Genomic DNA, 13,090 nt, shown 5'->3' on the forward strand with positions numbered 1-13,090 from the left:
TGCTTGGTAACGTCATGTAATGTTATGAAACGGGTTAAAAAAAGTGATTATCTTTTAACAGAAAACACTACAATTGTTAATGGCAAAAAAAACAACACCGAAGACATTAGCAACCTTTACTACCAAAAACCTAACGGAAAACTACCTTTACTAGGAACTCCTTTAAGACTTCATATTTACAACCTAGCAAGACCTAATATTGATTCTATTTTACAGGAAAAAATATACAACAACCCAAGAAAAGTAGCTTGGAAAACTAAATTGCTATCCAGAAAACAACTTGAAAAAGATATTGAGTCACGCAAAAACTTAAACCGATGGCTTAAAGAAACTGGTGAAGCTCCTGTGATAGTTGATGAAGTTAAAACTCAAAAAACTGCTACAAACCTAAAAAACTACTACTTTAGAAATGGTTGGTTTGATGTAAAAACATCTTATGAAATTGCAAAAAGCGAAGACCAACGCGCTAAAGTAACGTATAATGTAGAAACTGGAGACCCTTACATTATCGACTCTTTAAATGCTAAAATTAGCACTCCAATTATAGATTCTCTTTATCAACAAAAACTAAAAAAAGGATCTTTAATCAAAAAAGGTGAACGTTACATTGAAGACAACTTTAGTGGCGAACGAGAGCGATTGACAACCGCTTTAAGAAACTCAGGGTTTTATCATTTTGGACAAGATTACATTTCTTATGACATTGACACAATTGGTACAAATAAAAAAGTAAACACCGATTTAGTTATAAAAAACAGATCTATAAGAAATGAAGACTCTACCAGCAGAGTTCCTTTTAAAGTTTACAAGATAAAAGAAGTAAATGTATTTACTGACTACAAATTTGAAAACAAAGATTTAACTTTAAAAGATTCTACAGACTACAACGGGTTTAACCTTTACAGTTTCGACAAGTTAAAATACAGACCAAAAACACTAACTGATGCTATTTTTATAACAAAAGGCGATGTTTTTAAAGATATTGACAGAACAAGAACTTACAGGTACTTAAGCAACCTTAACACATTTAGGTACCCAACCATTGACTACATTGAAAATGCTAATGACACAACATTAACGGTAAACATAATGTTGTCACCTGAAAAAAAATACAAACTTGGGTTTAGGTTTGATGTTACACAAAGTAATATTCAAACCATTGGGTTTTCTTTCAGTACAGGACTTAATATTAAAAATGTATTTAGAGGCGCCGAAACACTAGAAATTTCTGCTCTTGGTTCAATAGGAGCTTCAAAAGATGCAGGAAATTCAAAAGACCAGTTTTTTGACATTAATGAGGTTGGAGCAAATTTAAGACTCACCATACCAAGATTATTCTTCCCAACAAATACCGAAAAAATAATCCCTAAATACATGACTCCAAGTACACGTATCAGTTTTGGAGCAACCAGTCAGCGTAATATAGGTTTAGACAAACAAACACTAAACGGAATATTTAACTACAATTGGTATCCTTCAACCAAAGTTACCAATAACCTAGACCTTTTTAATATTCAGTTTGTAAAAAACCTAAACACTGCCAACTACTTTGGTGTATATCAAAACTCGTACAATAGATTAAATACAATTGCTCAAACCTACAACTCAAATGCTTCTTATTTAGATGAAGACGGAAATTTAACCTATCCTGAAGGAACAGATGGTTTTATTTCAGACGTATTAAACAACAACACAGCATTAACTCCTGATGATGATAACTATATTGATGTAAGTAACATTTCACAACGAGAGCAACGTTTAACTGAGGACAACCTTATTTTTTCTTCAAGCTTTAACTACACTAAAGACCGAAGAGAAAACATTTTTGACAATGATTTTTCAATTTTAAGATTCAAGTTAGAATTTGCGGGAAACCTACTGTCAAATCTTTCTAAACTTGCTGGAGCAGATAAAAATGAAAATGACCAATATGAGATTTTTGGAGTTGCCTTTTCTCAATACATAAAAGGTGAGTTCGACTATGTTAAACATTGGGATTTGGGCAAAAAAAACATATTTGCTGTAAGAAGTTACTTTGGTATTGCTGTTCCTTACGGAAACTCAAACAGTATACCTTTTTCAAAAAGTTTCTTTGCTGGTGGACCTAATGACAATAGAGCTTGGACAGCCTACAACTTAGGACCTGGAAGTTCAAAAACCACCAATGAATTCAATGAAGCCAACTTTAAAATAAACCTAAGTATGGAGCAACGTTTCAATATTTTAGGAAATTTAAATGGTGCTTTATTTGTTGATGCTGGTAACATTTGGAATGTATTTGATAATGTTGAAGACGAAGATGCTATATTTAGTGGGTTTAGCTCTTTAAAAGACATAGCTATTGGTTCTGGTTTTGGATTAAGATATGATTTCAAATTCTTTATCCTTAGAGGAGATATTGGCTTTAAAACCTACGATCCTTCATACAGTTTAGGCAATCGTTGGTTTAACGATTACAACTTTGGAAACGCAGTATACAACATAGGAATTAACTATCCTTTCTAAAAAAACACAAGCCTTAAAATCTACAACGTTTTAGTTGATTTCTTTCAATAACTAATTATAAATTAGCCTCTGTTTATTCAAAAATTGATTACTTTTGAAATAACAATTTCAATTTAAAAACTAAAAAATGAGTCACAATATCAAACCTGGAGTAGCAACAGGAAAAGAAGTTCAAGAAATTTTTAAACTAGCCAAAGAAAAAGGTTTTGCACTACCAGCAGTAAACGTTATTGGCTCTAATACTATAAATGGAGTATTGGAAACTGCTGCTGCATTAAACGCACCAGTAATCATTCAGTTTTCAAATGGAGGCGCACAATTTAACGCAGGAAAAGGGTTAAGCAACGAAGACCAAAAAGCTGCAATTGCAGGATCTATTGCAGGAGCTAAACACGTTCATCAAATGGCAGAAGCCTATGGTGTTCCTGTAATTTTACATACTGACCACTGCGCAAAAAAACTATTACCTTGGATTGATGGTCTTCTAGACGCTAGTGAAAAACATTTTGCTGAAACAGGAAAACCGCTTTACAGTTCTCACATGATTGATTTAAGTGAAGAACCTCTAGAAGAAAACATAGAAATATGTAAGCAATACCTTGCTAGAATGAGCAAAATGGGAATGACCTTAGAAATTGAGCTTGGTATTACAGGTGGTGAAGAAGATGGTGTTGACAATACTGATGTTGACGATTCAAAACTATACACACAACCAGAAGAAGTTGCTTATGCTTATGAAGAGTTAAGCAAAGTAAGTAGCCAATTTACAGTAGCTGCAGCTTTTGGTAACGTTCATGGTGTTTACAAACCTGGAAACGTAAAATTAACTCCAAAAATCTTAAAAAACTCTCAAGAATATATTTCTGAAAAATATGGTGTTGAACACAATCACATTGATTTTGTATTCCATGGTGGTTCAGGTTCTACTGTAGAAGAAATTAGAGAAGCAATTGGTTATGGAGTAATTAAAATGAATATTGATACTGATATGCAGTATGCATTTATGAGTGGAGTGAGAGATTACATGGATGAAAAATCGGAGTATTTAAAATCTCAAATTGGAAATCCTGAAGGTGATGATGTACCTAATAAAAAGTACTATGACCCAAGGGTTTGGTTAAGAAAAGGAGAAAACACTTTTGTTGAACGTCTAAAAAAAGCGTTTGAAGACCTAAATAATGTAAATACTTTATAACTTTGCACTCTAACTAACTTCTAATTAAAATTAATTTTAATGTCTTGGTTTAAGAGAAAAACAAAAGGTATAACAACAACTACCGAAGAGAAAAAAGACACTCCCAGAGGGTTGTGGTACAAGTCTCCTACTGGAAAAATTGTTGATACCGAAGAATTAGAAAGAAATTTCTACGTAAGTCCTGAAGATGATTACCACGTAAGAATTGGTAGTAAAGAATATTTTGAAATTCTTTTTGACGATAACAAATTCAAAGAATTAGATACTAAATTAGAGTCTAAAGACCCTTTAAAATTTGAGGATACCAAAAAATACCCTGACCGTTTAAAAGCAGCTCAGGAAAAAACAAAACTAAAAGATGCAGTACGTACAGCTGTAGGAAAATCTAAAGGAAAAGATTTGGTTATAGCGTGTATGGATTTTAGTTTTATTGGTGGTTCAATGGGAAGTGTTGTGGGTGAAAAAATAGCACGTGCTGCTGATTATGCTTTAAAAAACAACATACCATTTATGATTATTTCAAAATCTGGTGGTGCTCGTATGATGGAAGCTGCATTATCTTTAATGCAATTAGCTAAAACATCCGTAAAATTAGCACAATTAGCCGATGCTGGAATTCCTTATATCTCATTATGTACCGATCCAACCACAGGAGGAACAACAGCGTCTTTTGCAATGTTGGGAGACATTAACATTAGTGAACCAGGAGCTTTAATTGGTTTTGCAGGACCTAGAGTAGTAAGAGATACCACAGGACAAGAACTTCCTGAAGGCTTTCAAACCTCAGAGTTTTTATTAGAACATGGTTTCTTAGATTTTATATCGCATAGAAAAGATTTAAAGAATAAAATAAATCTCTACATAGACTTGATTACAAATCAACCTCTAAGAGCATAAAAAAAAGCGAGCCAAATGGCTCGCTTTTTTAATTAATTCTCTTGCAAATCACAAAAAAACACTATATTTGCCGCTTGAAAGAAAATCTTTCATATACATAACAATCATTTATAATAATATTAGCATGTATTTATCAAAAGAAGCAAAAGAAGAAATCTTCGCAAAACACGGTAAAGGAAAGAACGATACTGGTTCTGCTGAAGGACAAATTGCGTTATTTACGTACAGAATTAATCACTTAACAGAGCACTTAAAACAAAATCGTAAAGATTTTAATACTGAGCGATCGTTAGTAAAATTAGTAGGAAAGCGTCGTGCTTTACTAGACTACTTAACTAAAAAGGATATCATGAGATATCGTGCTATTGTAAAGGAATTAGGATTAAGAAAATAATCACAATTAAGAGGCTTCGCGCCTCTTTTTTGTTTTATAAACAACTCTTACGAAAGAGTATAACATTCGTAAAATAAGAAGCTAAATCCCAAAATAAAGTTTGGGGCAAAAGGTTTTTCATTGGTCACACAACAACTACAACAACACAACGACCATTGTTTAACATTGTACTAATATGCGCAAGTATTATTAGTATTAGAATTAAAAATTTTATGATTCCAAAAACTTACAAAGAGGTCATAGACCTAGGTGATGGTAGAGAAATTTCTATCGAAACCGGAAAATTAGCAAAACAAGCTCATGGTAGTGTTGTGGTGCAATCTGGAAAATGTATGTTATTATGTACAGTTGTTTCCAACTACAAGTCTGCCGATGTTGATTTTTTACCACTTACGGTAGATTATCGTGAAAAATTTGCAGCTGCTGGTCGTTATCCTGGTGGATTCTTTAAAAGAGAAGCAAGACCAAGTGATGGCGAAGTATTAACAATGCGTTTAGTTGACCGTGTGTTACGTCCATTGTTCCCAAAAGATTACCACAGCGAAACTCAGGTAATGATACAGTTAATGTCTCACGACCCAGAGGTAATGCCAGATGCAATGGCAGGTTTAGCTGCTTCTGCTGCTATTCAATTATCTGACATTCCTTTTGAAGCACCAATTTCTGAAGTTCGTGTAGGACGTATTAATGGTGAATTCATTATCAACCCTTCTTTATCACAATTAGCCGAGTCTGATATCGATATGGTAATTGGAGCCTCTGCAGATTCTGTAATGATGGTTGAAGGTGAGATGGAAGAAATTTCAGAAGAAGAAATGACTGAAGCTATAAAAGCTGCACACGAAGCTATTAAAGTTCAATGTGATGCTCAAATTAGATTAGCTGAAGCTTTTGGTAAAAAAGAAACTCGCGAATATGAGCCTGAAAGAGAAGATGAAGATTTAGCTAAGAAAATCCACGATATGGCATACGACAAAGTATATGCTGTTGCAAAAGGAGGATCTTCAAAGCATGAAAGAGGTGCTGCGTTTGCTGAAATTAAAGAAGAAATTGTAGCTACGTTTACTGAAGAAGAACTTGAAGACTTTGGTGACTTAGTTTCTAAATATTACAGCAAAGCTGAAAAAGCAGCTGTAAGAGACTTAACTTTAAACGAAGGTTTACGTTTAGATGGTCGTAAAACTACTGACATCAGACCAATTTGGTGTGAAGTAGATTACTTACCATCAACACATGGTTCTTCAATATTTACTCGTGGAGAAACTCAAGCATTAGCAACCGTTACTCTAGGAACATCCAGAGAAGCAAACATGATAGACATGCCATCTTTTGAAGGCGAAGAGCGTTTTTACCTACACTATAACTTCCCTCCTTTTTCAACAGGAGAAGCAAGACCAATTAGAGGTACATCGCGTCGTGAAGTAGGACATGGTAACTTAGCACAACGTGCACTTAAGAAAATGGTACCAGAAGATTGCCCATACACAGTGCGTGTAGTTTCTGAAGTATTAGAATCTAACGGTTCGTCTTCTATGGCAACTGTTTGTGCTGGTACAATGGCACTTATGGATGCTGGAGTTCAAATGAAAAAACCAGTTTCTGGTATTGCAATGGGATTAATTTCTGATGCTGAAACAGGAAACTACGCAGTTTTATCTGATATTTTAGGAGATGAAGATCACTTAGGTGATATGGACTTTAAAGTTACAGGAACTGCTGATGGAATCACTGCTTGCCAAATGGATATTAAAGTAAAAGGATTATCATACGAGATTTTAGTAAAAGCATTAAAGCAAGCTCGTGATGGTCGTTTACATATCTTAGAAAAACTTACTGACACCATCGCTACTCCAAATGCAGATGTTAAAGGTCATGCACCAAAAATGGTAACAAGACGTATTCCAAATGAATTTATTGGAGCACTTATTGGACCAGGTGGAAAAAACATTCAAGAACTTCAAAAAGAAACTGAAACTACTATCGTTATTAACGAAGACCCAGTTACAGAAGAAGGTATTGTTGAAATTTTAGGTGTAGGTTCAGAAGGTATTGATGCTGTTTTAGCTCGTATCGATGCAATGCTTTTCAAACCAGAAGTTGGTAGCATTTACGAAGTAAAAGTAATTAAAATGCTAGACTTTGGTGCTGTTGTAGAATACACTGAAGCTCCTGGAAACGAAGTATTATTACACGTAAGCGAGTTGGCTTGGGAACGTACAGAAAATGTTAGCGATGTTGTTAACATGGGAGACATTTTTGATGTGAAGTACTTTGGTATAGACCCTAGAACTCGTAAAGAAAAAGTATCTCGTAAAGCTATTTTACCAAAACCTGAAGGTTATAAAGAAAGAGCTCCAAGAGACAACAACAAAGGTGGAAACAGAGATAATCGCGGACGCGATAATCGTAATCGTGACAACCGTCGTGATGACAGAAAACCTAGAAATGATAAGAAAGAAGATTAATTCTTCAATCTCTTAATAAAACAAAAGCCTATCATGATTGATAGGCTTTTTTTATGATCAAAATCTATAACTCAACTTCGGAATTAATGCTACACCTCCAATATCTTCACGCAAAGCACCTTCAATTTTATAGGGAGAATATTGCACTTCAAAAGAAAAAATAAGTTCATTATTTTCTGAAAACTTATGAGACCATTCTATACCAGGCATTAATAAAAATGCTGTAACAAGTTCATATTTATTCTCGTCATCTTTTCCATCATAAAAAGGGTTTCTAGCATTTGTGTTTATAGTTGAAGCTCCAATACCTAAACCCAAATTAACTTTAGAATCTTGTGAATGGTGAATATGTTTTTTAAATCTTAAAAAAGCATTAAACATCAAAGTACTTTTTGCTTGAACGGTATCAATAGTTCTCAAATACACAAAATCATCTTGCTGGTTTGGAATGACCAATTGAAGTACTCCATCTATAGAGCGACCTTTTTTAAGAGGGAAATTTGCATTCAGTTCAAATAATGGCGCAGTTCCAAAATAGTTTTGCAGTTGTCCCTGAGGAACAAATAACCCTGCTCCAAATTGTATAGATACTGTTTTAAAATAGTCATCAAAAGCATTATAATACTCCCTACTATTTTTAACATCAATACTATCATTTTGACAAAAACCTTGAAATGAAACCAAAAAAGTAAAAGCAATTAAAATGTAATTTTTCATAATTATCGTTTTAAAATTCAAGTCAAAATTATTGCTATAATCACATTTACAATTAATGAAATCACGAAGTATTAAATTTATTTTTGCGATAATCACAAAATATAATTAGCTTTGAGTATGTTTCAAACTACTTTTTTAGAGCATTTAAAAAACGAATTGCCAAAAAACACTTCAACTATTGAAGCTGTTGCTACTGCATTAGATATTAGTTATGATGCGGCTCACAGGCGAGTAAGTTTAAAAAGCAAACTATCGTTAGATGAAAGTGTTGCGTTAGCTAGATATTATAATTTGTCTTTAGACAGATTGTTTGAAACTACTTCTTCAGAATTTGTAAGTATTGAAAAAACAAAACATATTGAAAGTGAACTAGACCTTGAAAACTACTTTAAATATTCCTACGATTCGCTTTTACCGTTACTCACTCAAAAAGAGAACAGTATTTTATATTCCGCTAAGGACATTCCGCTATTTTATAATTTAAATGGAGATACGTTAAGCTGTTTTAAATACTATGTGTGGTTAAAGTTATTAAACCCTAAATTTGCCACTAAAAGCTTTAATAACTTTGCGCCTAAACCCAACTTAATCGAAGCTGGTAAAAAACTAGGAAACCTTTATAACAATTTAAACACTCATGAAATTTGGGATATCACTTCAATAAATAGCACTTTAAAACAAATTCATTTTTATCATCAAGCAGGACAAGTCAATACTAAAACTGCTATACTATTATGCGATTTATTAAAAGATGTGATACAGCGTATACTAGATAAATTAATTGCAAACCCAAACCAATTTAAATTATACTACAACGAGCTGCATTTAATGAATAACCATGTTTTAGTCAACACACCTAATACCCAAATGCTCTATGTACCGTTTACCTTACTTTCGTATTATAAAACCAGTGATAAGCATACTTGTACTGAAGCTGAAATTTTTCTAAACAAGCAATTACAGAATTCTAAATTATTAAACACTGCTGGAGAAAAAGAGAGAAACACATTTTTTAATAAGTTGTTTGCTAAAATTGACGCATTAAAACAACTTATTGTGGCTACAGAATTATTAGGTTTTGAATAAATTATACTTTTTTTAGAGACTTACCATTCTCAAAGCTTAATAAATAAATTGTGTTTTTGACGCAACCTTTGTATTAATATCAAGACTATAGGTAAAACAACAAAAACATTAATCATGAAAAGTAATTTAATTTTATTACTATTAGTCACTGTCATTTTTTCTTGCTCTATTAGCGAAAGCAATGAAAATGATAACCAACCAAAGTTGATAATGGTAACAGAATTAATTACACAAAATGGTGAATTAACCGATTTTGGTCCTGAAAGTAATGTTACATATCAATATAATTCTAACAACTTTGTTTCTGTGCTAACAGCTTCAGGAGGTTACATAAAAGAATTCACGTATAACTCAAACAATCAAGTTATTAGTGAAACTTATAATAATGAAAATGGCGTTTCATATACAATTAACTATATGTATGAAAATGGATTAATTACTATGGAAACCTATGAAGATGATAGTTATAAAGAATTTGTTTACACAAACAATTTAGTGTCTCAAATGCTCTTCAACTATCCTAACAACCCTCAAAACAACAGCTCAATATCATTAACTTATGATGCTAATGGTAATATTAAAACTTTAATAGATGATGCTACATCTGAAATATTTGAAAGCTACGACTATGACAATATGATAAATCCTTTTAGCTTGTTATTTCCTTCTTCCTATAACAAAATTAAAAGGATATCAAATAATAATATGACTTATAGAGAAGATTGTAACCGAATCACAGTTTATGATTATAATAACCAAAACTTACCTTTGAGCTCCACTTACAATGACTGCGGAGGATTTACCAAAGAAAGAGTTTATTTTTATGAATAGAAATACCTACGTTAGGTATTTAAATAAAATCTATTTAAGTCTAAATTGAATCAACTAGATAAACTTATAAAGTCCTGTAAAAAAAATGACATTAAAGCTCAAAGTAAACTCTATGAGCTTTACAAGGATGATCTATACATTTTAAGTTTAAAGTACTGTAGAAATAAAGAAGAAGCACAAGACAATCTTCAAGATTCATTTTTAGAAATTTTCAAGAACATAAAAAAGTTTAATAATAAAGGTTCTTTTGAAGGATGGATGAAACGTATAACCATAAACAAAGCAATTGACAAGTACAAAAAGGAGACCGCTATAAATATTGTTATTAAAGAAGAAATTTTACCTGACACACATATAGATACTGACGAATTAAACATCTCTTTACATTTTATTTTAAGCCTAATTCAAGAGCTTCCTAGTAGATATAGGTTAGTTTTTAACCTTTATGAACTAGATAATTATTCACATAAAGAGATCGCAAAATTATTGTCTATAAATGAAAGCACATCGAAGTCGAATTTACATAGAGCAAAACTGATTTTGAAAGAAAAACTAAAAAATATTAACAGCTCTCAAAATAAAATAAAGCATCATGGGAATTAAAAAAGATATAGGTCAAGCTTTTAAAGAACGCTTATCAGAATTCAATGATTCACCTAACAATGCTGTTTGGGAACAAATTGAATTAGAGTTAAAAAAAGACAAAGAAAAAGATAAGCCTATTGTAATTTGGTTAAGGTATGGAACTATTATGCTTGCTCTTTTTCTTCTTTTATTTTTAAACAGAGATTACATATCAGGTTTTGAAAACAATAGTGAAATTAATAATAAAACTATTGAAAAAAACGAACAAAACTCCAACTTTTCTAGTACACTAAATACAAACCAATCCAATGTAAGTAATAGCAATCAAGCAAGTGAAGAAATCATTTTAAGTAACTATAAAGATTCTACTCATTCTGCTTCAACCACTCAATCTAAATTAAATAAAACTCAAAACAACAAACCAGCTAAGACTATAAACCCACACTTTAAACAAAATCAAAATTACACAACAATAAACTCTTCAAACAATAAAAAAAGTGAGTTTTTTAGTAATCATAAAAACGAAGTTTATAATTTCAATACAAATGATTCAATAAAAATTCAAAAAGACAAGACTTTAGCTAGTAGTTTGAAAGATTCAACTAACGCTAAAAAAGAACTAGTAAAAAATCACAAAAAAGAAAATACTGATAAAACAACTAATAAAGACTCTATCACAGACGAGCCTAAAGAATCTAAATGGAGTATTTACCCTAATGTTTCAATAGTTTATTATGATGCATTTAAACAATCATTTCAAGACCAAACTCAATTAAGTTATGGTATTTACTTTAATTACTTACCTTCAAATAAAATAAGTCTCAGGCTAGGAATAAACAAACTATCATTGCAACAAACTTTCACCGAAAACAATACTTTAACAAAACAAGCTGTTGAGTATTTAGAAATTCCTTTTGAAGTAAAATATTCATTCACTCAAAACAACATATCTCCCTATTTTATTGGAGGCGCTAGTTATTTAGCTATTAGCGATGCTGAACTATCTATAACCGAAAATAATATAACCTCAAGCACCTCAAACAAGAATGATTTTTCTAATTTAACAATATCTATAAATGCAGGCCTTGGAGTTCAAACCAAACTACACAAGAACTTTTATTTTAATGCAGAAGGTTTATTTAAATATCATTTAAAACCATATTCAGAATCTGTTGATTTTTATCCATATACAATTTCTATACTTGGAGGAATAGAATATAAGTTTTAATAAAAATCAAATCTCAATTAAGACAATGGCTGAAATGTATCTCCTAATAAATATTTCAGCCATTTATATTGCTCTTGTTCTTTGCTTGATAATTCCTATTTCTTCTTAAAAAGAAAACAATTTTAAGCCTTACTAAATTATTCTCTTCCTGCAAATACACTATTTGTCACCGACAAGGTGTCAGTTTTTATAGTTTTTTCTGTTTATTGAAATTCACATATTCTCAAGCATCTTTCTAATACATTATACATCTGTTAATAAAACCCGGAAATCTTTTTAAACTTCAAAATTCTCAAAATCAAGTTTTTAGTTTGGCACTATCGCACAGTGTTTGTGGCTTAATAAGCACTGACAAGTAAAGTTTAACTAAAACAAAATTATGAAAGTATTAGTAATAGGTGCCGGAAATATGGGCTTAACCTATTCAGAAGGAATGGTAGATTCTTCTTTATTAGGAAAACAAAAATTAAGAATCTACGATACCGACCCGAACAAAATTGAAACACTAAGACAAAACCCAAACTTTGACGTATACACTTCTTTAGAAGATGGTTTACCAAAATCGGACATTGTGTTTTTAGCAGTAAAACCTTATCACTGCGAAGATCTCTTTAAAGACATGAAACCCTTAATTAATAGTGAACAAATATTTGTATCACTAATGGCAGGTGTAAGCATTGAAACCATCCAAAATGGTTTAGGTGTAAAAAAAGTAATACGTACTATGCCTAACCTACCTGCAAAAGTTGGTAAAGGTGTAACCTCATATACAGGTTCTAAAGCTATTTCGCGAGTAGAACTTCTTATGGTAAGACACCTTTTAGATACTACAGGAACATCCATACATGTAGATACTGAAAAATTCATTGATGCCTCAACAGGTATTTCTGGTAGTGGACCAGCTTACGTATTTTATTTTATGCAATCAATGTTAGAAGCTGCTCAAAAAATGGGCTTTTCAGACTATGATTCAAAAATTCTAGTAAGCAACACTTTTGAAGGTGCTATTGAATTGTTTAATCAATCTGATATTTCACCAGAACGCTGGATTGATAAAGTGGCCTCTAAAGGAGGAACAACACAAGCAGCAATAGACTCTATGGAAGATAATAATGTAAAACAGCTTATTCAAGACGCAGCATATGCAGCCTTTGACAGAGCAGTTGAATTAGGAAAAAACAAATAAA

General features: G+C 31.9%; 11 protein-coding genes. 10 read left to right on the top strand and 1 reads right to left on the bottom strand.

What is annotated here, in order from left to right; genetic code table 11:
• Positions 1–3 precede the first annotated feature (3 nt).
• From tamL to OD803_RS01685, 5 genes are all read left to right on the top strand, one after another.
• Complete coding sequence (gene tamL / locus OD803_RS01665; protein ID WP_442899847.1) at positions 4–2,505, top strand: translocation and assembly module lipoprotein TamL; 2,502 nt, start codon at positions 4–6, stop codon at positions 2,503–2,505.
• 127 nt (positions 2,506–2,632) lie between these two features.
• Positions 2,633–3,700 carry a class II fructose-bisphosphate aldolase gene (fbaA, locus tag OD803_RS01670; RefSeq protein ID WP_131505969.1) on the top strand — a complete coding sequence of 356 codons (1,068 nt, stop codon included), beginning with the start codon at positions 2,633–2,635 and terminating at the stop codon, positions 3,698–3,700.
• A 39-nt stretch (positions 3,701–3,739) separates the two neighbouring features.
• Positions 3,740–4,597, top strand: a complete 858-nt coding sequence (gene accD / locus OD803_RS01675; RefSeq protein WP_129759289.1) for an acetyl-CoA carboxylase, carboxyltransferase subunit beta — start codon at positions 3,740–3,742, stop codon at positions 4,595–4,597.
• A gap of 124 nt (positions 4,598–4,721) precedes the next feature.
• A complete protein-coding gene (rpsO, locus tag OD803_RS01680; RefSeq protein ID WP_129759290.1) occupies positions 4,722–4,991 on the top strand; it encodes a 30S ribosomal protein S15 in 270 nt (89 codons plus the stop codon).
• 212 nt (positions 4,992–5,203) lie between these two features.
• Positions 5,204–7,456 (top strand): polyribonucleotide nucleotidyltransferase, encoded by a 2,253-nt coding sequence (locus OD803_RS01685; RefSeq protein ID WP_131505970.1) that lies wholly within the window; start codon positions 5,204–5,206, stop codon positions 7,454–7,456.
• Positions 7,457–7,513: 57 nt separating this feature from the next.
• Here OD803_RS01685 and OD803_RS01690 read toward each other — a convergent pair whose 3' ends face one another.
• Positions 7,514–8,173 (bottom strand): hypothetical protein, encoded by a 660-nt coding sequence (locus tag OD803_RS01690; protein ID WP_262732128.1) that lies wholly within the window; start codon positions 8,171–8,173, stop codon positions 7,514–7,516.
• A gap of 117 nt (positions 8,174–8,290) precedes the next feature.
• On the opposite strand from OD803_RS01690, the gene OD803_RS01695 reads away from it, so the two are divergent.
• The 5 genes from OD803_RS01695 (at position 8,291) to proC (ending at position 13,089) form a co-directional block, all read left to right on the top strand.
• On the top strand, positions 8,291–9,259 hold the full coding sequence (locus tag OD803_RS01695) for a hypothetical protein (protein ID WP_262732129.1): 969 nt from the start codon (positions 8,291–8,293) through the stop codon (positions 9,257–9,259).
• Positions 9,260–9,373: 114 nt separating this feature from the next.
• The gene (locus tag OD803_RS01700; protein ID WP_262732130.1) at positions 9,374–10,090 is read left to right on the top strand and encodes a hypothetical protein; all 717 of its coding nucleotides are present in this window, start codon (positions 9,374–9,376) and stop codon (positions 10,088–10,090) included.
• 45 nt (positions 10,091–10,135) lie between these two features.
• Complete coding sequence (locus OD803_RS01705; RefSeq protein WP_262732131.1) at positions 10,136–10,693, top strand: RNA polymerase sigma factor; 558 nt, start codon at positions 10,136–10,138, stop codon at positions 10,691–10,693.
• On the top strand, positions 10,683–11,903 hold the full coding sequence (locus tag OD803_RS01710) for a porin family protein (protein WP_262732132.1): 1,221 nt from the start codon (positions 10,683–10,685) through the stop codon (positions 11,901–11,903). Before OD803_RS01705 ends, OD803_RS01710 begins: the two co-directional genes overlap by 11 nt.
• Before the next feature lie 379 nt (positions 11,904–12,282).
• Positions 12,283–13,089, top strand: coding sequence for a pyrroline-5-carboxylate reductase (gene proC / locus OD803_RS01715; protein ID WP_134198626.1), 807 nt, complete (start codon positions 12,283–12,285; stop codon positions 13,087–13,089).
• Position 13,090: the final 1 nt, after the last annotated feature.

This window comes from Gaetbulibacter sp. NE (assembly GCF_025548475.1).
GTDB lineage: Bacteria > Bacteroidota > Bacteroidia > Flavobacteriales > Flavobacteriaceae > Gaetbulibacter_B > Gaetbulibacter_B jejuensis.